Genomic DNA, 22571 nt, shown 5'->3' on the forward strand with positions numbered 1-22571 from the left:
TATGAGAAGTTTTATTGAATTAATAGTAAAAAGACCCGTAGCTGTTTTTATGGGTATAGTTGCTGTTGTTATACTTGGTGTTGTTAGTCTTTCAAGGCTTCCTGTCGACTTTTTACCTGACATGGAATTGCCTTTTATTAGTATTAGGACAACTTATGATAATGCTGGTCCTGAAGAGGTAGAAAAATCTGTTTCTAGGATCATAGAATCAGCTGTTTCTTCAGTTAATAATATTAAAGAGGTAAGTTCCTCTTCAGAAGAGGAAGAATCAAGAGTTTTTATAGAATTTAACTGGGGAAGTGATTTAGCTTCTGCCACAGCTGATATTAGAGAGGCAATAGACAGAATAAGAAAATCTTTGCCTGATGATGCTGAAAGCCCTGCCGTTTATAAATTCTCCACAGATAATATTCCGGTTATGGAAATATCTTTCTATGGTACAGATAATTTATCCGCTTTATACAATTTAGTTGATAATCAGATATTAACTAGTATAGAACAGGTTGGCGGTGTTGCTATGGCTGAGATTAGAGGAGGACTTAAAACTCAGATTAAAGTTGATGTTGATATGAACAGACTTCAGGCTTACGGACTTGATATCAACTCTATAGTAAGCACATTAGCTATGGAGAATCAGAATATATCAGGCGGTGAAACTTATGAGGGAGTTTATAAATATACTTTAAGAACTACAGGTGAGTTCAAAACTGTTAATGATATAGGAAATGTTGTTGTGGCATTAAAAACAAATAGTACTCCTATAAGACTTAGAGAATTAGCTACAATTTATGAAGGTTATGATGAAGACGGCGATGTAATGAAAGTAAATGGTACTCCTGCCGTTAACGTTTCTATAAATAAAGAATCAGGTGCAAATACTGTTGCTGTTTCTGATGGTATAAAGAAAAGATTAGATTCTCTCAATTTACCTGAAGGTATAAAATATGAGGTATTATTCAATAGTGCTGATAATGTTAATAATGCAATAAAAGGGGTTCTTGATACTGCTTGGCAGGGAGGATTATTTGCTGTTATTATTCTTATGATATATTTATGGAATGTAAGAACTGTACTTATAATAGCTGTATCAATTCCTATGTCTATAATTGTTACATTTACTTTGATGTACTTCTTTGGAACTACTTTGAATATCATATCGCTTTCAGGACTTGTACTTGGTATTGGTATGATGGTTGATAACTCCATTGTTGTACTTGAGAATATATTCTTCTATAGGAATAATGGTTATGGTAAATATTCATCTGCTATAGATGGTACTTCTACAGTGGCACTTGCTATATCTGCTTCTACTCTTACTACAATAGCAGTATTTTTACCTTTCCTTTTCGTTGAAGGTCAAACTGGACAGATGTTCAGAGACTTATGTATTACAGTTACTGTTTCTATGATAGCTTCTTTAGCTGTTGCTTTGACAGTTGTTCCTATGCTTGGTGCAAGACTTGTAACTACTAAAAAATCTAAATTCTTATCTAAATTTGAGAATTTCTTTGATAAATATTTCCATTCTAAAGTGAATTATATATATGAAAAAGTATTAACTTTCTCTGTTCATCATAAAAACAGAGTATTAATTCCTGTTATAACTATAGTATTTGCTGTTATAGTAGTAGGATTAATATTCATAGGTAAGGAAGGATTCCCTGAATCTGATGAAGGTCAGTTTAGAGCAAGCATTACTATGCCTGTAGGTACTAGAAAAGAGCAGACTGGGGCATTTGTTGATAGAATGAGAAAAGATGTAGAGGAAGTTGTAGGAAAAGATTTAAGCAGAATTCAGACAAGATCAAGATCAGGTTCTGATGCCAACAGAGGTGAAATAAGAGCAAAACTTATAGATAAATCAGCTGGAAGAACTAAAGAAACAGAGGAATATGTTGAGCTTGTAAGGAAAAAATTAGCAAGCTATCCTGCTACTATCAATGTTGACTCTGTAACTAGTATGAAAGGCGGCGGAAACAGTGATTCAAGCGGTATAGATATAGATATAGTTGGTGAAGATTTGGTAAGAGCTAGAGAATTAGCAAACAATGTAATAGCAGCATTACAAGATGTTCCGGGACTTAGAGATGTTCGTCTTAAAAAAAGTGATGCTAGTCCAGAACTTAATGTTGTAATCAATAGAGATTTGGCTTCAAAGATGGGACTTAATATAAATACTGTTGCTAATTCTATTAAAACAAGTTTCGGAGGTACTACTGCTACAAGAATGACTCCGGATAATTCAGATGTTACTGATATTGATGTTATAGTAAGACTTAATGAAAGAGACAGAATAAATATAGAAGATGTTAAGAGAATGCTTATACCAACTCCAAGCGGTATGGTTCCTATATCAGCAGTTGCTAGTGTAGATAAAAATTTTGCTCCTACAGAGATAACAAGAAAAAATGACAGCAGAATCACTTCTATTACTGCTTCAGGTTATGGAAGACCTATGAATCAGATAATGAATGATGTACAGGCTGCTATCAATCAAAAAGTTTTTGTACCTTCAGGATTTACTATAGTTTATTCAGGAGATTATGAGGACATGCAGGAAGCATTCGGACAGCTTTTACAGGCTTTATTCTTAGCTTTAGTATTAGTTTATGCTATTATGGCTAGTCAGTTTGAATCTTATATAGCTCCTTTCGTTATCGCTCTTGCTATACCTTTCGGATTTGCTGGTTCTCTTGTATTGCTTCTCATTGCAGGACAAACTTTAAGCGTATACAGTGGTATAGGTGTTATAGTTCTTATAGGTATTGTAGTTAACAATGGTATTGTACTGATAGACTATATGAATCAGCTTATGCATGAAAGAAAAATCAATGGAGATAAAGCAGCTTTGATTGCAGGTCCTAGAAGATTAAGACCGGTTTTGATGACTTCTCTTACAACTATATTAGGACTTCTTCCTATGGCTTTATCCAACGGTGAAGGTAATGAGATGTATCAGCCTTTATCATTAGCTGTTCTTGGAGGTTTGACAGTTTCTACTATGTTTACTCTTGTTATAGTACCTACTGTTTATGCGGCTATTAGAAATAGAATACCTCTTAAAGACTATGATGCTAAAGACTTGGCTAGTGTTGAAACTGGTACAGGTATAGATGATGCTTTGAGTACTCCAGGTAAATAATAGATAAACATAAATAAAAGATAAGGGCTTGAGTATATACTTAAGCCCTTTATTTTTTGTATTTATTTTATTTGTTAAAAATACAGTTTTTATATTTTAACGCACGGTGAACAGAATTTCTAATATAAAAAAAATTAAATTACACATAATACTATATTCTTAATTTAGCTTTTCGTGCGGTGAGTAAAATAATAATTTAAAAAAATCTTGGGCGGGCAGCTAAAAAATTCTAATTAGGCATTGAATAAAAATTAAATTGAAATTGAAAATTAAAGCTATAAGCCTAAAGGGCGGGCAGTAAAATTAAAGTAAAAAATAATAGCATAAAAAAGGATGCATTATTTATATGCGCCCTCTAAACTAACAAAATTCAACAAATAAAATATTAGAATCTTATACCAAGTTGAGCACCTAAATCTACACTAGATAGTTTAAAGTTATGAGTTTTACTTTCCATAAATGGTATATCATAAGCAATATAAATACCAGCTGTTAAATTAAGAGGTAAAATGAAATCAAGAGCTACTTTTACATAAGGTATAAAAGGCTTATTAAATTCTTTGTATATAGTTTTTGTATCATACATACTAGCTTGACCTATACTGTCACTGCCTTCTTTACTGTACATAAGCCCGGCTATAGGAAATTTAAATCCTCCGCCTACACCTATAGATATGAAAGCTAAATCTATTCTAGGAAGCAAACCAAGATGGAAACTGTCAAAAGAAGCACCATATCTTCCTTTTTCTCCTTTTAATCCAAAAGCAAATACATCTTTTTGATAACCTATATCAAGTCCTATTCCTAAAGCTATATTGCTTATTCCAAAATAATATCCAGGTATAACATGAATACCAAATTCAAATCCCGCATCTGATTTTGTATATTTGGACGATGTACCAGTATATGTTCCTAAACTTACTCCGAAAGGAAATAGAACATTTACCTCAAATCCAGTTTTTGCCATCAAATTTCCGCTTAAGGCAATAATTAATAAGCTTGCAATTGTTATTATTTTTTTCATTTTTTATAGTCCTTTATATTTTATTGTCCTATATATTCGACAATAGCTATAATATATTTATAATAAAAAAATTATGATAAAAAAGAGGAATACATATCATTAAATATGCATTCCTCAAATATTATTTTCTATTAATTTAATTTTGATTAGAATCTTAATCCAATTTCAGCACCTAAATCGAAAGATGACATTTTAACATTATTGGCAGGGTCTTTATATTCAACTAAAGGTATATCATAAGTAGCATATACACCCAAAACCAAATTGAAAGGAAGCATAAAGTCAACAACTCCTTTAATATAAGGTATATATGGATTTTTAAAGTTTTCTTTTATTTTATTTAAATTATATTTTTCAGAAGTTTCTGAGCCATTTCCTTCATTAAAATAGCTTCTTCCTCCTAAAGGTATTTTTACACCAGCACCTACACCTATAGAAACAAAAGCAACATCTAATCTAGGAAGTACACCTATCATTAAACTGTCAAAAGTTACTCCGCCTTTTAAATTTTGATCCATTGCAGATTTGAATGCGAATACATCTCTGTTATATCCTAAATCTAAGCCTAAACCGAATGATAACATATCAAAACCAAAGTAATATGCAGGCTGAACATGTACTCCAAATTCAAATCCGACATCAGATTTTAAATTTTTAGCATCATTACCGCTAAAATGACTGAAACTTGCTCCAAGAGGCACCATTATACCTAAACTAAATCCTGTTTTTGCCATAAGTCCGCTGCTTAAGCTCATAATTAATATACTTGTTATTATAATTAATTTTTTCATTTTATTTTCTCCTAAAATAATTTATGTATCTATCTATATATAAAATTATAAGCATAAAAAATAAACTATATATAGTTTGTTTTTAGTTCATTTATTCTATATGCTATAATATAATTTGAATTATTTAATATAATTAAATTGTAAGAATAATCTAACTTTTTTCAAGTATTTTTTGTATATTTTTAATTTTCGACCGAATGGTTAAAATGTACAAAAGTTGTAGATATAAAATGAATATTTCTTTTTTAAGAATAGAACTTTAATTTTTTTATTATTAGTTAAATAAAAAAGGATATTTATTTATATAAATAAATAAATAAATAAATAAATAAATATCCTTTTGCTTTATTATTATTTTATTTAATAGCTATTAAAAAGTTACGTTATAGAATTATTCCAAATAAAATTATTAGGTGTTATTTCTATAGTAAATGTTATTTTTGAATCTGTAGTATTAACTGTATCAGTAAAACCTTTAGTTTTAAAACTGTCTATATTAAATTCATTATTTTTTGGTGTCATTATAATAGTAAATGATATTGGTTGTTCTGGATAAGTAGGCTTATCAGATGTGATTACTTGATAATTTATTTTGGAATTTTCCATTTGATTTAAGTAATAGTTTATAGTTTTTTGAACAGTTTCTACACTTGTAGAGCTAGTAGTTCCTCCGCTTTCTCCTGTTGCGCTAACTTTAAAATAGTTAGGTTTTTCTGAAGTAGTAAAATTTATATGATCTAATTTTATTGTACCATATTCAGCTAAGTTTAGATTATATAATCCTGATATTTCATTTTGAAAATCTTCAAAAGTAATTATTGTTGTTGTTGGTTCTGTTACTTTGTTTCTATTACAGCTGACAGCCAATATTAAAACAAATAAAAGAGATAAAAAAATTTTTTTATTCATAATTTCTCCAATATTTTAAATTATATCTTATAATATGTTATCAGATTATAGCTTAAAGTCAATATTTAACTTTATTATTTTTATATCAGAAATGTAATATTATCTAAGCTATATAAAGATATCTTATAACTTTATTTAATTTTTTTATGTATAATAAATTAAACTTTCGACTAAATTGTTAAAACATACAAAAGTTATGAAATACCATTGCAATAAATAAAAAATAGTTATATGTTTCTTTATCTAGTCATTTAAATTTTTGTTTAAAATCTCATAGTTAGATAAAAAATCTAATAAGGACTTAAAGAAATATGCAAGAAAAAATCAATGAATTAAGAAAAAGAAAAGAAAAGATAGAAGAAGGTGGCGGTAAAGAAAAAAACGAAGAACGCCATAAAAAAGGTAAATTAACAGCAAGAGAACGTATATTACAGCTTTTAGATGAAGGTACTTTCTGCGAGATTGATGCTTTTATAGAACATAGATGCAGTGATTTCGGTATGGAAAAGAATAAAGTTCCAGGCGAAGGTGTAGTTACAGGATACGGTAAAATAAACGGAAGACAAGTATGTATATATGCTCAGGACTTTACTGTTATAGGCGGTTCTTTAGGACAAATGCATGCTGCTAAGATTTGTAAGGTACAGGATATGGCTATAAAATTAGGATGTCCTTGTATAGGTATTAATGATTCGGGCGGAGCTAGAATACAAGAGGGTATTGATTCATTAAGAGGTTACGGTGATATATTCTATAGAAATGTTCAGGCTTCAGGAGTTATACCTCAAATATGTGTTATAATGGGACCTTGTGCAGGCGGGGCAGTTTATTCTCCTGCATTAATGGACTTTATATTCATGACTGATAAAGGTTCAAATATGTTTATAACAGGACCTCAGGTAGTAAAAGCTGTAACAGGCGAACAGGTTTCTGCAGAAGAGCTTGGAGGTGCTTTTGTTCATAGCAAAACTTCAGGAGTTGCTTCTTTGATGTTCCCTGATGAAGTTTCTACATTAGAAGGCGTTAAAAAATTATTATCTTATATACCTCAGAATAATTTGGAAGATGTGCCTTTAGAAAATACAGACGATGATCCTAACAGAGTAGATGAAGAATTATCAAATGTTCTTCCAGACAGTCCAAATAAACCTTATGATATAAAAGAAATAATAAAAAGAGTTGTAGATAATGGAGAGTTTTTTGAACTTCAGCCTTTATTTGCTACTAATATAGTTATATGTTTTGCCCGTCTTGACGGAAAATCAGTTGGTATAATAGCCAATCAGCCTAATTCTATGGCTGGAGTATTAGATATTAATGCTGCAGATAAAGCTGCAAGATTCATTCGCTTCTGCGACAGCTTTAATATTCCATTGGTTACATTAGTTGATACAGCAGGATATTTACCTGGTGTAGGACAGGAGCATAATGGAGTTATAAGACATGGTGCTAAACTTTTATATGCTTATTCAGAGGCTACTGCACCAAAAATCACTCTTATAATAAGAAAGTCTTATGGCGGAGCTTATATAGCTATGTGTTCTAAGCATTTAGGTGCTGATATGGTTTATGCTTGGCCTTCTGCTGAGATCGCTGTTATGGGACCGGATGGCGCTGCTAATATCATATTCAAAAAAGAGATAGATAATGCTCAGGATCCTAAAAAAGTAAGAGCTGAAAAAATAGAAGAATATAAAAAAGAATTTGCTAATCCTTACAGAGCTGCTGTTAGAGGTTATGTAGATGATGTAATAGAGCCTGAATATACTAGAAGCTATTTGATTAATGCATTGCATCTTTTAGCAAGCAAGAGAGAAACTAGACTTCCTAGAAAACATGGCAATATACCTCTATAAAATTTGATTTTAAATTAAAAGGAGAATTGAATGGAACATAATGCAGCTATTACCATATTTGGTATAATGTCTGTTTTTATAGTTGCTTTAGTTTTTTATATATTATCTTTAGTTTTGGGAATGATTTTCAAAACTAGAAATATAAAGAAAGAAGAAGAAATTATAAAAGTAGTAGAGGAAAGTAAAACTAAAGAAGAAGATTTAATAGATGATACTGAACTTGTAGCGGTGATTACAGCTGCAATATCAGCTTATACAGGTATGTCTAATAATAGATTTATTATTACATCTATTAAAGAATCTAAAACTCCTATATGGGGAATGGTAGACAGAGTAAATAAATTAAAATAATAATTAAATTGTAAAACTCTATTAAGTTTATTTGTTAGAGTTTTTAAGAGAGATTTTTTATATATAATATTTTTTTGGAGAATAAGATTATGACTAAGCAATATAAAATCACAGTTAATGGAAAAACTTATGATGTATCAGTAGAGGAGATAAGACCTGTAGCTTCAAATAAAACAGTATCTACTATAGTTAATACACCAGTAAATACACCAAAACCAGCAGCATCAGCTGCAGTACCAAAAGCAGCAGCAGCTCCTGCAATTCCAATAGATGAGAATGCTATATCAGTAAAAGCAACTATGCCTGGTACTATAGTATCATTCAGCGTTGCAGTTGGAGATAAAGTACAAGAAGGTCAGGTTGTAGCTATATTGGAAGCTATGAAAATGGAAAATGAAATTACTGCTCCAGCATCAGGAGAGGTAAAATCTATACATGTTGAAAAAGGTTCTTCAGTTGTAGAGGGTCAGGTTATATTACAAATTAAGTAATATAAAGGGGTGAATATGAATAAAGCTTTAGGTTTGGATTTTAACAATTTACTTACAGGTTTTTATCCGCCGACTATAGCCCAAGTTATAATGATGCTTTTAGGAGCATATCTTATATATATGTCTATATATTATAAGAAAAAGCCTTTGCTTCTTCTTCCTATGGGAGTTGCAATACTAGCTGCTAATATGCCTCTTCCTAAGATGACAGAAGATGTAGTAAGCGGTTTTTTGGGTTTAATGCATAGCGGTGCGGACAGCGGAGTTTATCCTGTATTGGTATTTTTTGCAGTTGGTACTATGATAGATTTGGGACTTGTGCTTGCAGATCCTAAAAATTTCTTTATAGGAGCTAGTTCTCAGATTGGTATACTTATAGTATTTTATATTATGAGTTCTTTAAATTTAGGAGAAGATTTATCTGCTGCTACTGCAATTATAGGTGCTGCTGACGGATCTTTGGCTATGTATATGTCTTCTTTGATTACAGAGCCTAGATATTTTGCTGCTATTGTTATGGCTGCATACCTTTATATGGAGCTTCTTCCTTTACTTCAGTCAGGCCTTACAAAAGTTTTAACTACTACAAAAGAAAGAAAAATTCCTATGAATTATTTAAGACAGGTTTCAAGAGGAGAAAAAATCATATTTGCAGTTATTGCTATGGGGCTTTGCGGAATATTTTTGGCAAACTCATTTCCTCTTATAGCTGCTCTTTTATTCGGAAGTATTTTGAGAGAATCAGATATTATAAAAAATTTCTCAATCAATTTGCAGAAATCTTTAACAGGAATACTTACAATGCTTATAGGTATAGCTATAGGTTCCTCTGCTTCAGCTGAATATTTTATGACATTAAATACAGTAATAATATTTGCTTTTGGTTTATTATCATTAATATTAAGCACTACTATAGGTATAATTGCTGCTAAAGTTATTAATATATTGTCAGGCGGTAAAGTTAATCCTATAATAGGTTCTGCAGGTTTAAGTGCTTTTCCTATTCCTGCTTGGGGTGCCCATGTTTACGGACAGGAGAATAGTTCATCTAACTGTCTTCTTCTTCATGCAATGGCAGTTAATATTTCCGGCATAATATCCGGTGCTATTGTTATGGGTATACTTCTTACTTTCTTTCATTGATTATATGATCAAATGATTATATAAAAAATAATTTAATAATATATATTAATGTTAACCCTATTTATTAATTAAATAGGGTTTTTTTATATAAAAATCATTAGTATTATATTTTATGTATTACACTGTCGAAAATTATAAAATTAATATATACTAATTTTAGTATAAAAAATATTTATGGAAAAAACATGGTAAAAAGATTAACATTAAAAAACGGCACAAGAGTTGTTTTAGAAAAGATGCCTATGCTTGATACTGTATCTATAGGTTTTATATTTTTAACAGGAAGTGCCAATGAAAAAAAAGAAGAAAATGGATATACTCATTTCATAGAGCATATGCTTTTTAAAGGTACTGATAAACTTAGTTCAAAAGAACTTATTAGAAATATAGAAGGTGTAGGCGGTATATTTAATGCCTTTACTTCAAGACATTTAACTTCATTTTATATAAATATAATATCTAAATATTTTGACAGAGCAGTTGATACTTTAGAAAATATTATGCTTCATTCTGCATTCAGAGAAGATGATATAAACAGAGAAAAAAAAGTTATCATTGAAGAGCTTAAAATGTCAAATGATACTCCTGAAGAAATATCAGCCAATCAATTTTTTGCTGCTGCCTATAAAGGTACTTCTATGAGCTTTCCTATAGGCGGAAATATTAACAATATAAAAAAAATAAGCAGAGATAAAATTTATTCTTATTTTAAAGACCATTTTAATTCTAATAATTTGATTATATCTATAGCCGGAAATTTTGATATTGATTATGCTGTGGAAAGATTAGAAAAAATTAAACTAGACAAAGGTACTAAAACAGTTAATGATGATCTTCCTTTTTATTATAAAACTATAACTAAAGAAAAGCAGGAAATTAATCAGGTTTATTTTTCTCTTGTAACGCCTTCATATAATGCCTGCGATAATAAAAAAAGATATGCTATGAATATAGTTAATGATATATTCGGAGGAAGTTCTTATTCAAGATTATTTCAATCAATAAGAGAGAATAAGGGACTTTGTTATAATATATACAGTTATAATTCAAGCTTTATAAATGGCGGTACATTTGAGATACATGGTTCTACTAGCTTGGATAGGTATGCAGAAACTATAGAAAGTATATATTATGAAATAGAAAAATTGGTTAATGAAAGAATATCAGAGGAAGAAGTAGAAGAGGCTAAAGAGAGTTATAAAGGTTCTATGGCTTTCAGTAAATTCAGCGCAGAGTTCATAATGAATAAGAATGCAAGGCATGAATTGTATTCATCTAAATATATTTCATTTAAAGAGCTTTATAATATAATAGATAAAGTAGATTTGAAAATGGTTAATGAAGTAATAGATGAAAAATTGATGAATAAAAAATTCTTTTTAACATCTGTAGGGGCAAGCGGTACTAAAGATATAAGTAAGGATTTAAGCAGCAAACTTAAATTAAATTGATAGTAATGTTTGAAATGTATTGAATTATTTTCTTGTTATTATATATAATTTTTTGTAAAATTGTGCTAAATATTGACTTTTTAAATATATTATGTATAATATGACTTGGAATTAATATGTTTATAAGGTTGTTTTTTAGTGTTTGGTAATTTAACTAAATCTATATCTAATGTATTCTCTAAAATACAAGGTAAAAAAGTTCTTACTGATAAGGATATATCAGATAGTCTTTTAACTATAAAAGAAGCACTTTTGTCTGCTGACGTATCTTTAGAAGCTGCTGATAAGTTTCTTGAAGAAGCTACCAACAGAGCTATAGGAAAAGAAAAATTAGAAGGTGTAGAACCTGCTAATCAATTTGTAGCTGATGTTCATGATACTTTGGTTAATATGATAGGAGAGGGTGAAAGCGGTTTAAAATTAGAACCTGTTGAGAAAACTACTATTACTTTGCTTTTCGGTCTTCAAGGTTCTGGTAAAACTACTACTTCTGCTAAATTAGCTAAATATTATAAAGATAAAAGACGTGTTATGCTTGTAGGACTTGACGTTCACAGACCTGCAGCTATGGAGCAGCTTGCTGTTTTAGCTAGAGAAGTTGGTGTTCCTTATCATATAGATACTAAAGAGAAAAAAGCTTATAAAATACTTAAAAAAGCACTTTCAATTGCTAAAAAAGAACAGTATAATATGATATTAGTGGATACTGCAGGACGTTTAGAGATAGACGAAGAAATGATGCTTGAACTAAGACGTGTTGTAAACTCTGCTAATGTTACAGAAAAATTATTGGTTGTGGATTCTACAGCAGGTCAGAGTGTTTATGATGTTGCAAAAAGTTTCCAAAGCAATATTGGTATAAATGGCGTTATACTTACAAAATTTGATTCCGGAGTTAGAGGCGGTGCCGCTTTATCTTTAAAATATGCTACTGGTTCTCCTGTTAAATTTGTCGGAGTAGGTGAGCATTTAGATGATATTGATGTATTTGATGCTAAGAGAGTAGCAGGACAAATACTTGGTATGGGTGATATAGTAAAATTGGTAGAGAAAGCCCGTGCTGCTATAAGTGAAAAAGAAGCTCAGGAAATGCTTCAAAAAGTTATAGAAAATAATTTCGATTATAATGATTTCTTGAAGCAGATAGAAGCTACTGCTAAAATGGGCGGACTTAGTAAAATGACATCTATGATTCCTGGCATGGCCAATGTAGATACAGAACTTTTAAGCCGTGAAGAGGAAAAATTTAAAAAGTATAAAGCTATTATACAGTCAATGACTAAAAAAGAAAGATTAGCCCTATTTCCTTTAAATAATTCAAGAAAAATGAGAATATCTAAAGGAAGCGGTCAAAGTGTTTATGATGTGAATCAGCTTATAAAGCAATTTACTATGATGAAAAACATGATGGGCAGTACTAAAAAGATGGATAAGCTCGCAAAGTCCCTAGAGGGTATGGGTATGTCTATAGATGATTTAAACAAATTAATGTAAATAAACTTGGAGGAAAAGAAAGGTGGTAAAATTAAGATTAAAACGTATAGGTCGCAAACATGAGCCTCATTATCGTATCGTAGCTGCAGATGCTCGTTTCCCACGCGATGGTCGTTTTATTGAAGAGCTAGGTTGGTTTAACCCTAAAGCTAAAGATGTATTATATAAGTTGAATGTAGAAGGCCTAAAAAAATGGCTTTCCAATGGTGCACAGCCAACTTATGTAGTAAAAAGTATTCTTGTTAAAGAAGGTTTGATGGAAAAAGATAAAGGTGCTCCTATTGAAAGAAAGAAAAAAAGAGCATTGAAAAATCCTGAAAAAAGGCGCAAACATCGTAAACAAGCTAAGCCTGAATCTGCTGAGGAGAAGAGCGAAGCTTAATTTACGTCTTATAATATATAAAGGAGTGTGCTATGACGGAAGAAAAAGAGCTTATTGAGTATTTGGCTAAAAAGTTAGTGGATGAGCCTGAGGGTGTTAGTGTTAAGGTTATTGAAGGTGAAAAGAGTACGATTCTGGAATTGAAAGTGAACCAAAGCGACATAGGTAAAATTATAGGTAAAAGAGGTCGTATTGCTCATGCATTACGTACTATTCTTTTTGCAGCTTCCATGAAAAGTGGTAAACGTGTAATGCTTGAGATTATTGACAATTGATGATTTTTTATGCCAAAATCACAGGTTTACATGGTTTAAAAGGAGAGGTAGAAATGGCTTTTACCGATAAAAGTTATTTCGCCTCTCTTCCTGTTTTAAGTAAAAATACACCTGTTATTATTAACAATCAAACATTTACTATATTAGATGTTAAAAAGAAAAATAAATCTTTTGTATTCCAGTTAAAAGATATCAATACTATAGATCAAGCTGAAAAATTGATAGGTCTTGATATATTTATTGATTCTTCACACTTACCTAAATTAGATGATGATACTTTTTATGAGGCTGAATTAATCGGATATAAAATCATAGATACAGATAATAATATTTATGGTGAAATAACAGATGTATATAGTCTTCCTTCCAATTATGTATTTGAAATTAAATTAAAAGAAAATAATAATATAGTTTCGATACCTTTCGTTAAAGCATATTTCGGCGATTCTGATAAAATAAATAAAACTATATGTATAATACAAAAGCCCATATTTGATGAGGATTAATATTTTCTATCATTATTTGAATCCTATTTTTTATAATGTAAATTTTTTAATTAGTATGTAAATATGATTTTATATTACAATCTTTTACTTTTTTTATATTCTAGTAGTTATTAGATTGAATAAAAATCAAGGATGGAAAATGGATAAAATGAAAAAAATTATAACAATATTTATTATTTCAGCTTTTGCCTTATTAGTTATATCTTGCTCAGGTAAGAGCGCTTCTACTGATACTGCAGATACTAATGCAAACAATATGGATCATTCAGCTCATAATGCACATCAGACTAGTTCTGAAATTATTGATTTAATGCATTATCCTATGATGGAACAGCCTTTTCAAAAAACTGATAATATAGATGCTGATTTTTTAGTTAATATGATACCGCATCATGAAGGTGCTATAATATCTTCTCAAAAATTATTAGAAACTACTAAAAATGAAAAGTTAATAGAATTGGCTAATAATATAATAGAAGAGCAGGATAAAGAAGTTCTAGAGTTTAATGAATTAGTTAAAGAATTAAATGCTAACAATACAGATTATAGCGATATAGATACTGAAGCTATAGGAAATGAGATGCAGCTTATTATGGATAAGATGATGAATGATATGTCAGCTATAGAAATAACAGGAGATAATGATATAGATTTTCTTAAAGGTATGATACCGCATCATCAGGCTGCTATTGATGTTTCAAAGAAAATATTAGAATATACTAAAAATAATAAAATAAAAGAAATAGCAAACAGAATAATAAAAGCACAGGAAAAAGAAATAGAAGATATGAATAATATGATTAATTCTATGATGTAAAATATATTTTTTAATGAGCCGGATTAAATAAGTCCGGCTTTTTTTCATATTAATTGAATAATTGACAAATTGATTTATTTTTGTATATACTGAAAATTTTAACTTTGTTATTTTTTATTGTTCTTTTTCCCGCCGCATACGAAGTACGCCTACGGCGAGAACCAAAAAGTGCAAGTATAAAATTAGTACTAAATAATACTAATTTCGTTTTACATGTAATATAAACTATCAAATTTAAGCTACAATATAGCCTTTCGCGAAGCGTATCCGAGCCTGTCGAGGATATAAGGTTCTTTGATGCTGTCGCTGTAAAAAGAATAATATAAATTATTAATTTTCGTAAAATAATAAGTAATCAGCCGCACGTATAGTTGGCTATCCATAATAATTTGCAGTACCGTGCGGAAAGCCCACACGAAGTGTACCCGTAGGCTATAGGCGAATATTTGACAAACTTAAAAATTTTCAGTATAATCTATATACTAAAATTATGGTAATGTATTATGGCTAGTAAAAAGGATAAAAAATCAGGCAGCAGTACTATTTCTTCCGGCGAGATAGTAAGAAACAAAAAGGCTTTATTCAATTATGAGCTTGTAGAAAAATTTGAGGCCGGTATTGTTTTGCTTGGTACAGAAGTAAAATCTCTTAGAGAAAGAAGTGTTAATATGGCTGACAGTTATGCTTCTTTTAAGAAAAATGGGGAACTTTTTATAGTTAATATGCATATATCTCCTTATCATTTCGGAAATAGAAATAATCATGAACCTTTAAGAGAAAGAAAACTTTTAATGAAAAAAAGAGAGTTGAGAAGGTTATATGGAAAGATCAAAGAACAAGGACTTACTTTAATACCTGTTAAATTATATTTTTCTAGAGGAAAAGTAAAAGTGGAATTGGCACTAGCAAAAGGTAAGAAACTTCATGATAAAAGGGAAACTCTAAAAAGAAAAACTTTAGATAGAGAAATGGAAAGATATATTAAAAGATAATATATTTATTTTTCGTAAGATAAGGCATTTCTTATATAAAATTCTAATTTAGCAATATTATTAGATACTTCTTTTATATTTATTTTTTTATCTTCGGAAGTTTTATATTGCTTTATTGAATTTATAAATTCTGTTAATAAATTTTTTATGTTTTCCATAGAAATTTTTTCAAATTTTTTCTCTAATATTTCTATTTTTTCTATAGTACTGTAATCTATATTATTTATACCGCTGAAAGATATATCTGATAGAAGTATTTCTAGATCTCTTAATAAATCAAAAATCATATATTACCTATTGTTGTCTTTTATTTTTAATAAGTTAAGTCTGTATAGGAAAGGTATATCTTTTTTTACTTTTACAATATAAAGAATAGAAGATACAAATATTCCAATTAAAGCTGTTACTAAAGATAAATTGCTTGTTACAAATACAGTTTGATATAATATCAGTATGCATATAGGTATATATATTCCTCCAGCTAATGCAGTGAGAATCAAAAATAAAAAGAATACAAATATAGGATTTCCCATAACTACATTATTGAATACACATTCTGTACCCATATGAATAGAAAATGTTTCAAGATACAAATATATCGTAGAAATACATGCTAAAATAAAAAACGCTATAGAATATATTTTTTCTCTTTTCATTAAGAATCCTGTTATAAAGAATGCTATAAGTATAACAGAGAAAATATAACTATCTAAAAAAAGAAAACTAGCAATTATTAATAGTTCTGTAAATATTATTAATATCATAAGAGCAAAATTCTTTTTAATAGATGCAAATCCAAAGAAAGTATATATGATGATTTTAGATTTACTGTTCCTATATTCTTCATATATGTGTTTAAAGTAACTTATAAATATTAATGCAATAGATACTAGAAATAGAGATGGAAACAAAGTTGATGTTATTAATATAGAACTTTTAATATTTACATTATCACCATCTCCAATTAATAATTTTGAAGATATTCTATTTTCTTTTTCTTCTTTTATATTCACATAGGCATATTCTTCATAGGATATATTAGTATTTCCTGTAGATCCTACATAAAGTATATGCATAAGTACAACGCCATTTCCAGGATTTTTTAAATTTAATTTAGCTTTTGCTACTCCATTTTCATCTGTAGGAACTACGTATATATTGGTATACATATTAGTTGATTCATTAGTATTTACTGCAGCTTCTTCATTTTGATCAATTTCTTTTAAAAGTATTTCTTCTTTTTGATTTTCATCTATTTCAAAATCAAACATATCAGGGTGTAATGATGTGAATCTTACCAATCTATTAACAAGAGGAAAGCCTCTTCTTTCAAGCATTATAGATATTTCATTTTGAGTATTTGTAATATCTGATTCATTAGTTTCATCTGATTCTTTATATATTGTAAAATTATTTTCTTTTTCGTAAGTGAATTTATATTCAGGATCTTTATTTGTTGTATTATCTTGAGCATATACTATATTTAATATTGCAAGAAATATTATTAAATATTTTAGCATTTATAAAAATCTCCTGATAAAGAAATGAAATTAATGATTATTTATTATCGAACAAATTAATAAAATTAAATAATATAATTTTTTATATTATTTAACCTTATTAATTCTTTATGATACGAAAAAGTTTTATTAACAATAATAAAAACTGCTAAAAAACCTAATTAGTAAAAAAGAACACCATCTTTTTTTAAAGATTAGTGTTCTTTATTTTTTTATTTGTATAGCTATTAATTATTTTATAAGAGCAACTATCTCTTCATTTTTTACTATTAAAAATTCAGTATCTCCTTCTTTGATCTGAATACCAGCATATTTATCATATATAACTATATCGCCTTTTTTAACTTTTATGTCTTCGCTGTCTCCTACTTCTACTACTTCTGCTTTTTGAGTTTTTTCTTTAGCTGTATCTGGAAGAAGTATTCCGCTTGAAGTTTTTTCTTCTTGTTCTAATACTTTTAAAAGAACTCTATCTGCTAATGGTTTAATAGATGACATATTTTATATCTCCTTAAAATGTATTTATTTCGATAATTTTTTTAATAATTTTTGATATATTCTATAATAAAAAATATTAAAAGTCAATAACTGCCTAAACACTAATGATTATTTAGTATTCTATAAGAACATTAACAGGATATTTTTCTATTTCTTTTCTTCCATTTAATTCTTTTAATTCTATTAAGAAAGAAGAACCTACAACTACACCTTCTAATTTTTCAACCATTTTGATCATAGCAAGTGCTGTTCCGCCTGTAGCTATTAAGTCATCTACTATTAAAACTCTTTCACCTTTTTTGATAGCATCTTCATGCATATATAAAGTATCTGTACCATATTCTAAAGCATATTCTTCTGAAATAGTTTTATAAGGAAGCTTTCCTTTTTTTCTTACAGGGATAAATCCGCAGTTTAGTTTATAAGCTAATGCTGAACCTATTAAAAAACCTCTGCTTTCTGCTCCAACTATGTAATCTATTTTTTCAGAGCTTATTTGTTCAGCCATTTTATCTATTGCATATTTGAAAGCATCTTTATTTTGAAGTAAAGTAGTGATATCTCTAAAAAGTATGCCTTTTTTAGGATAATCTTGAATATTTCTTATATAGTCTTTTAACTCCATATAACACCTCGTTTTTATTTAAAAATAGTTATGTAAACCATAACACAGTCTTTGATTATAATACTTTTGTAAAAAAAATCAATAAAAAATACTGCTTTTAATAAACTAATTTTAATATATTATATTAGGCAATAGGAGTATATTATGAATTATTATATTGGTATAGATTTAGGAACATCATCTGTAAAAACTTTAATAATGTCATCAAATGGAAAAATAGCAGCATTATCTCAAAAAGATTATGATTTTGATAAGCCGTACTATAATTTTTCCGAGCAAGATGTTGATATATGGTGGGAGAGCACTATATTTACTATAAAAGATTCTATAAATCAATTAAGGAAAGTAGATTCAAATTATAAAATATCAGGAATAAGTTTTTCAGGACAAATGCATGGACTTGTAGCCTTGGATAAAAATGGAAATGTTTTAAGAAAAGCTATATTATGGTGTGATTCAAGAAGCGTTAAAGAACTTAATTATATAAATAATATAGTAGGTTTAGAAAAAATAATGCAGATCAATCATAGTCCTATAGCTGTGGGATTTTTACTTCCTTCTTTGATTTGGATAAAAAATAATGAACCTAATATATATGAAAATATTTATAAAGTAATTCTTCCAAAAGATTATATAAGATACAAATTAACAGGTATAATTTCTTCTGATATAACAGATGCAGCTGCTACTGGAGTTTTTGATAGTGATAATTCTTCTTGGTCTGATTATATAATAGAAAAACTTAATTTAGAAAGAAAGATTTTTCCAGATATTTTTTATCCTTATGAGATATCCGGATATATTACAGAGAAAGCAAGTAAAGAAACAGGTTTAGAAATAGGAGTGAAGGTTTCTTATGGAGGGGCTGATCAAGTTATGCAGGCTATAGGAAATGGTATAATAAACACAAATACAGCATCCATTACTATAGGAACGGGCGGACAAATTTTAATGCCTATAGATAAGCCTATTTATGATAAAAAGAATATGGCTTCACATACTTTCAATTTTTTATTTCCTGATACTTGGTATTATTTAGGTGCTGCATTATCCTCTGGTTTGGCATTGAAATGGGCTAAGAATAATTTTTGCAATATAAATGAAACTTTTAAAGATATAGATTTAAAAGTTAAAGATATAAATCCAGGAAGTAATGGTATAATATTTCTTCCTTATTTAGCTGGCGAAAGAACTCCTCATATGAACAGTGATGCTTCTGCTATGTTTTTGGGATTAACTTTAAATCATAATAGATATCATATTTTAAGGGCAGTTATGGAGGGAGTTGTATATTCTTTAAAAGACTGCTTCAGGATTTTAACTGATGATTTAAATATAGAATGCAATAGATTAATAGCTTCAGGAGGAGGCTCTTATAGTGATGTATGGCTTCAGATTCAGTCTGATATTTTAGATAGGGAAATTTATGTTTCAAAAACTAAAGAACAGGCTGCATTAGGTGCTGCTATGACTTCTGCTATTTCAAATAAAGAGTATTCAAATTATGAGGAAGCTGTAAATAATATTATAAAATATAATGATAAACCTGTGATGCCAATTAATGAGCATGTAAAAATTTATAATGAGTATTATCAAATATTTAGAGAATGCTATCAAAATAACCATAAATTAATGCTTAAAATAAAAAATATAATATAGAAACAAATTTTGAAGTATTTAAAAAAGTTAATACTTCAAATGCAATATTGTATTTTTTATATATAATTACAGCATTATAAAAATGAGGTGGTTATATGAAGTTAAGAAATTATTTAATACTACTACTATTATTATTTATAAATGTATGTAATTCATTTTCCCAGAATGTTCCTAGTTTTTCTAAAATGGTGTTAACTATGAATATTGGTAATATTACTAGAAAGATGGATACCACTCCTAAAGAAATTATGAAAAGAATCATGGATAAAGGATCTTCATCTATAAGCATAACTGATTATTTGGCATTTGAAAGAATAATGGGATCTATAGATTTTTATTCTGATATGTATGTTATATTTTATAAATCAGATAGTAAATATGCAAAACTACAGAGTACGGTATTAATGTCCTATAATGATTTAAATACTTTAAAAAAAGCATTATATAGTTTACTTAGTCAATATGAAAAGCAAGTATATTCTTCAGGCAATATAGAATATATAGTTTTATTAAAAGAATATATAATTATAACATTGGGAAATGGTATATTTTCTATAACTTCATGTGATTACGATTCAGATTTTACATATATTGATGGTATATTAAATAATTCTTCCTATTTAACAGATAGGGGGTTTACTGAACTTCAAAATAAAACATCTGATATTAAGTTATGGCTTGATTTGTCATTAGTTTATGAGAGTGAATATCTTGAAGATCAAATTAATATTGATGTTGTTAGAAAATATTTTCAAAATTCATCAGCAACATTTTCTTTAAATTTAGATGATGAAAATGCTATATGTGATTTTGATTTATATTTACCTAATATAAATTTGTCTCGTATAAGTAAAAAGATGGATTACAGACTGATGAGGTATATAGATGGAAGTTTATCTTTTTTTACTATGGCATTAGATATAGATGGATTAAAAAAAACTATTAAAACATATTTTCCAGAATCAGAATTTGAAAGTGATTTTATGTATGATTATGGTAATGGATATAAAATAGATTTCTATGAAATATTTGATGGTAATGTTGTTGTTTCTTTTTTAGAGAATGATAATTATGTTATAGCAGCATCATTAAAAGATCAGGATAAATTATGGGATATATTTAAATCTACTCCTTATTCTTCTTTAAGAAAAATTGGATATGATTCATACATTATAGAAATAGATGAAGCTTATATTTGTGTGCATGATAATGTTTGTTCTATGTTTACTAAATCATTGTCTCTTGATTATATAGAAAATGTAATTAATGGAAATAATTCTTTAGAAGGTAATAATTTAAAAGTTTTTTTAAATAATGACTTTACATTTTATTTAGATATAGATAATGCTTACAGATTAGTTACTAATAGATATGATCAATATAATGAATATGAGGAATTTGATTTTATTATAAAAGAGTTAAAATATTCAAGCGGAAGTTTAAAGATAAGCAGTAACAAGATAGATTCTAGTGTTAGAATAAATTTCAAAAATGGAACAAAAGACGGTTTAATAAATATTTTAAATTCATTTATGGATGAGTTTTAAAATTAATAATAAGGGCGGGAAAATATAAGTAAAGTTTGAAATTTTCTTACATATCCCTCCCTTTATTTTTTTTATTTAATTTAAAATTTTTATATTTTATTATTATTTAAACTTAATCATAAAATAATCCCTACAAGTTTTTATCAAATATATTTTTTATTTTACTTATCAAACAATATTATATAAATAATTTTACATCTTTTTTGTGATTATAAAAATATTTTACAGATATTTAAATATATATGTTTATAAAATATTCTATGTTATCTAATTTAAGGAGATTTTTATATGAATTTTCAAAGAAAAATACTTTTCATACCAGCATTATTAATATTATTTTCTTTTAATCTTTTTGCTAATTTTAAATTTGGAATTAGTCCTAGACTTGGAGCTGATATAAATATAGCAGAAACTGAATATTATAACAGCGTATTATTAGATCCAAGATTGGATCTAAATTTTCAGATAGGATATGGATTTAAATTAAACAATATTAATTTATTAAGCGGTATAGATCTTTTATTCGATTTTGGAATTAATGAACATATGGTATCTATAATAGATAATGATACATCCTTAATTAATAGAGTAACAGCCTTTGGAATATATACAGGAGTAGCTTTAAAATTTGATTTAACTAAAAATAATCAAAATCTTCTTCTTGGAATATCCGCTGGAGTTCAGTTTAATCCTTTATTAGGTGTGGATTATAAATCAGTTCCTATATCTCCTTATGTAAGACTATCATTTGAAAGAAAATTCTTTGATACTGAAAAAATAGATTTTATCGCAGGAGTACATTTATCTTATGAGAATATGATTTTTAATGCCGATGATATGAGTAATATATTTATTTATCATAGTGTCAAGCAATATCATTCTGTAGGTTTGATGTTTAGTTTTGGATTTTTCTTCGAGAATAGATAAAAGTTTTAAACAGGCTTATAACTGATATGTTATCAACTGTTCTAATAATACAATTAAGAATTTTTTATATTTAATTATCTTATTAATTATAAAATAAAACTTATAGAACTATAAAAATACTTTAATATAAATTTGTAAAAATAATATGTTTTGTATCGATGGAATTACATA

22 protein-coding genes are annotated in these 22571 nt (G+C 28.1%); 15 read left to right on the forward strand and 7 right to left on the reverse strand.

Going from position 1 to position 22571, the window contains the following annotated elements; genetic code table 11:
* Window position 1: 1 nt before the first annotated feature.
* Window positions 2-3142, forward strand: coding sequence for an efflux RND transporter permease subunit (locus tag BRSU_RS00505; protein WP_048593302.1), 3141 nt, complete (start codon window positions 2-4; stop codon window positions 3140-3142).
* 385 nt (window positions 3143-3527) lie between these two features.
* Here the strand turns inward: BRSU_RS00505 and BRSU_RS00510 are convergent, their stop codons facing one another.
* The 3 genes from BRSU_RS00510 to BRSU_RS00520 all read right to left on the reverse strand — a co-directional run bounded on the left by BRSU_RS00510 (window position 3528) and on the right by BRSU_RS00520 (window position 5866).
* Complete coding sequence (locus BRSU_RS00510; RefSeq protein ID WP_048593303.1) at window positions 3528-4166, reverse strand: hypothetical protein; 639 nt, start codon at window positions 4164-4166, stop codon at window positions 3528-3530.
* A 146-nt stretch (window positions 4167-4312) separates the two neighbouring features.
* Window positions 4313-4957: an outer membrane beta-barrel protein gene (locus BRSU_RS00515; RefSeq protein WP_048593304.1), complete on the reverse strand. Its 645-nt coding sequence runs from the start codon at window positions 4955-4957 to the stop codon at window positions 4313-4315.
* A 378-nt stretch (window positions 4958-5335) separates the two neighbouring features.
* Window positions 5336-5866 carry a hypothetical protein gene (locus BRSU_RS00520; protein ID WP_048593305.1) on the reverse strand — a complete coding sequence of 177 codons (531 nt, stop codon included), beginning with the start codon at window positions 5864-5866 and terminating at the stop codon, window positions 5336-5338.
* Between the two features lie 311 nt (window positions 5867-6177).
* Between BRSU_RS00520 and BRSU_RS00525 the strand changes: the two genes are divergently transcribed.
* The 11 genes from BRSU_RS00525 (at window position 6178) to smpB (ending at window position 15624) form a co-directional block, all read left to right on the forward strand.
* Window positions 6178-7722, forward strand: a complete 1545-nt coding sequence (locus BRSU_RS00525) for an acyl-CoA carboxylase subunit beta (RefSeq protein WP_048593306.1) — start codon at window positions 6178-6180, stop codon at window positions 7720-7722.
* 30 nt (window positions 7723-7752) lie between these two features.
* Window positions 7753-8073: an OadG family protein gene (locus tag BRSU_RS00530; protein ID WP_014489046.1), complete on the forward strand. Its 321-nt coding sequence runs from the start codon at window positions 7753-7755 to the stop codon at window positions 8071-8073.
* An 89-nt stretch (window positions 8074-8162) separates the two neighbouring features.
* Window positions 8163-8564: a biotin/lipoyl-containing protein gene (locus tag BRSU_RS00535; protein WP_048593307.1), complete on the forward strand. Its 402-nt coding sequence runs from the start codon at window positions 8163-8165 to the stop codon at window positions 8562-8564.
* 15 nt (window positions 8565-8579) lie between these two features.
* Complete coding sequence (locus BRSU_RS00540; protein ID WP_048593308.1) at window positions 8580-9707, forward strand: sodium ion-translocating decarboxylase subunit beta; 1128 nt, start codon at window positions 8580-8582, stop codon at window positions 9705-9707.
* 185 nt (window positions 9708-9892) lie between these two features.
* Window positions 9893-11158 carry a M16 family metallopeptidase gene (locus BRSU_RS00545; RefSeq protein ID WP_048593309.1) on the forward strand — a complete coding sequence of 422 codons (1266 nt, stop codon included), beginning with the start codon at window positions 9893-9895 and terminating at the stop codon, window positions 11156-11158.
* Window positions 11159-11296: 138 nt separating this feature from the next.
* Window positions 11297-12652, forward strand: coding sequence for a signal recognition particle protein (gene ffh / locus BRSU_RS00550; RefSeq protein ID WP_048593310.1), 1356 nt, complete (start codon window positions 11297-11299; stop codon window positions 12650-12652).
* A 22-nt stretch (window positions 12653-12674) separates the two neighbouring features.
* Window positions 12675-13034 carry a 30S ribosomal protein S16 gene (gene rpsP / locus BRSU_RS00555; protein ID WP_020064809.1) on the forward strand — a complete coding sequence of 120 codons (360 nt, stop codon included), beginning with the start codon at window positions 12675-12677 and terminating at the stop codon, window positions 13032-13034.
* A gap of 32 nt (window positions 13035-13066) precedes the next feature.
* Complete coding sequence (locus BRSU_RS00560; RefSeq protein WP_008726607.1) at window positions 13067-13309, forward strand: KH domain-containing protein; 243 nt, start codon at window positions 13067-13069, stop codon at window positions 13307-13309.
* Window positions 13306-13815: a ribosome maturation factor RimM gene (gene rimM, locus BRSU_RS00565; RefSeq protein ID WP_048593311.1), complete on the forward strand. Its 510-nt coding sequence runs from the start codon at window positions 13306-13308 to the stop codon at window positions 13813-13815. Before BRSU_RS00560 ends, rimM begins: the two co-directional genes overlap by 4 nt.
* Before the next feature lie 139 nt (window positions 13816-13954).
* Window positions 13955-14632: a DUF305 domain-containing protein gene (locus BRSU_RS00570; protein WP_083997849.1), complete on the forward strand. Its 678-nt coding sequence runs from the start codon at window positions 13955-13957 to the stop codon at window positions 14630-14632.
* Between the two features lie 503 nt (window positions 14633-15135).
* Complete coding sequence (gene smpB / locus BRSU_RS00575) at window positions 15136-15624, forward strand: SsrA-binding protein SmpB (protein WP_048593312.1); 489 nt, start codon at window positions 15136-15138, stop codon at window positions 15622-15624.
* 5 nt (window positions 15625-15629) lie between these two features.
* Here the strand turns inward: smpB and BRSU_RS00580 are convergent, their stop codons facing one another.
* From BRSU_RS00580 to BRSU_RS00595, 4 genes are all read right to left on the reverse strand, one after another.
* Window positions 15630-15911 carry a hypothetical protein gene (locus tag BRSU_RS00580; RefSeq protein WP_048593313.1) on the reverse strand — a complete coding sequence of 94 codons (282 nt, stop codon included), beginning with the start codon at window positions 15909-15911 and terminating at the stop codon, window positions 15630-15632.
* 3 nt (window positions 15912-15914) lie between these two features.
* On the reverse strand, window positions 15915-17144 hold the full coding sequence (locus tag BRSU_RS00585; RefSeq protein WP_048593314.1) for a hypothetical protein: 1230 nt from the start codon (window positions 17142-17144) through the stop codon (window positions 15915-15917).
* Window positions 17145-17375: 231 nt separating this feature from the next.
* Window positions 17376-17642 carry a co-chaperone GroES gene (locus tag BRSU_RS00590; RefSeq protein ID WP_048593315.1) on the reverse strand — a complete coding sequence of 89 codons (267 nt, stop codon included), beginning with the start codon at window positions 17640-17642 and terminating at the stop codon, window positions 17376-17378.
* Between the two features lie 112 nt (window positions 17643-17754).
* A complete protein-coding gene (locus tag BRSU_RS00595) occupies window positions 17755-18267 on the reverse strand; it encodes an adenine phosphoribosyltransferase (RefSeq protein ID WP_048593316.1) in 513 nt (170 codons plus the stop codon).
* Between the two features lie 144 nt (window positions 18268-18411).
* On the opposite strand from BRSU_RS00595, the gene xylB reads away from it, so the two are divergent.
* The 3 genes from xylB (at window position 18412) to BRSU_RS00610 (ending at window position 22400) form a co-directional block, all read left to right on the forward strand.
* Window positions 18412-19926, forward strand: a complete 1515-nt coding sequence (gene xylB, locus BRSU_RS00600) for a xylulokinase (protein ID WP_048593317.1) — start codon at window positions 18412-18414, stop codon at window positions 19924-19926.
* A 95-nt stretch (window positions 19927-20021) separates the two neighbouring features.
* Window positions 20022-21473, forward strand: coding sequence for a hypothetical protein (locus BRSU_RS00605; RefSeq protein WP_157031438.1), 1452 nt, complete (start codon window positions 20022-20024; stop codon window positions 21471-21473).
* A gap of 288 nt (window positions 21474-21761) precedes the next feature.
* Window positions 21762-22400 (forward strand): hypothetical protein, encoded by a 639-nt coding sequence (locus BRSU_RS00610; RefSeq protein ID WP_048593319.1) that lies wholly within the window; start codon window positions 21762-21764, stop codon window positions 22398-22400.
* Window positions 22401-22571: the final 171 nt, after the last annotated feature.

The sequence above is a fragment of the Brachyspira suanatina genome (assembly GCF_001049755.1).
Classification (GTDB): domain Bacteria; phylum Spirochaetota; class Brachyspiria; order Brachyspirales; family Brachyspiraceae; genus Brachyspira; species Brachyspira suanatina.

Coding starts and splice junctions, on each gene's coding strand:
- BRSU_RS00505 (WP_048593302.1), top strand. CDS start 2: ATGAGAAGTTTTATTGAATTAATAGTAAAAAGACCCGTAGCTGTTTTT.
- BRSU_RS00510 (WP_048593303.1), bottom strand. CDS start 4,166: ATGAAAAAAATAATAACAATTGCAAGCTTATTAATTATTGCCTTAAGC.
- BRSU_RS00515 (WP_048593304.1), bottom strand. CDS start 4,957: ATGAAAAAATTAATTATAATAACAAGTATATTAATTATGAGCTTAAGC.
- BRSU_RS00520 (WP_048593305.1), bottom strand. CDS start 5,866: ATGAATAAAAAAATTTTTTTATCTCTTTTATTTGTTTTAATATTGGCT.
- BRSU_RS00525 (WP_048593306.1), top strand. CDS start 6,178: ATGCAAGAAAAAATCAATGAATTAAGAAAAAGAAAAGAAAAGATAGAA.
- BRSU_RS00530 (WP_014489046.1), top strand. CDS start 7,753: ATGGAACATAATGCAGCTATTACCATATTTGGTATAATGTCTGTTTTT.
- BRSU_RS00535 (WP_048593307.1), top strand. CDS start 8,163: ATGACTAAGCAATATAAAATCACAGTTAATGGAAAAACTTATGATGTA.
- BRSU_RS00540 (WP_048593308.1), top strand. CDS start 8,580: ATGAATAAAGCTTTAGGTTTGGATTTTAACAATTTACTTACAGGTTTT.
- BRSU_RS00545 (WP_048593309.1), top strand. CDS start 9,893: ATGGTAAAAAGATTAACATTAAAAAACGGCACAAGAGTTGTTTTAGAA.
- BRSU_RS00560 (WP_008726607.1), top strand. CDS start 13,067: ATGACGGAAGAAAAAGAGCTTATTGAGTATTTGGCTAAAAAGTTAGTG.
- BRSU_RS00570 (WP_083997849.1), top strand. CDS start 13,955: ATGGATAAAATGAAAAAAATTATAACAATATTTATTATTTCAGCTTTT.
- smpB (WP_048593312.1), top strand. CDS start 15,136: ATGGCTAGTAAAAAGGATAAAAAATCAGGCAGCAGTACTATTTCTTCC.
- BRSU_RS00580 (WP_048593313.1), bottom strand. CDS start 15,911: ATGATTTTTGATTTATTAAGAGATCTAGAAATACTTCTATCAGATATA.
- BRSU_RS00585 (WP_048593314.1), bottom strand. CDS start 17,144: ATGCTAAAATATTTAATAATATTTCTTGCAATATTAAATATAGTATAT.
- BRSU_RS00590 (WP_048593315.1), bottom strand. CDS start 17,642: ATGTCATCTATTAAACCATTAGCAGATAGAGTTCTTTTAAAAGTATTA.
- BRSU_RS00595 (WP_048593316.1), bottom strand. CDS start 18,267: ATGGAGTTAAAAGACTATATAAGAAATATTCAAGATTATCCTAAAAAA.
- xylB (WP_048593317.1), top strand. CDS start 18,412: ATGAATTATTATATTGGTATAGATTTAGGAACATCATCTGTAAAAACT.
- BRSU_RS00605 (WP_157031438.1), top strand. CDS start 20,022: ATGAAGTTAAGAAATTATTTAATACTACTACTATTATTATTTATAAAT.
- BRSU_RS00610 (WP_048593319.1), top strand. CDS start 21,762: ATGAATTTTCAAAGAAAAATACTTTTCATACCAGCATTATTAATATTA.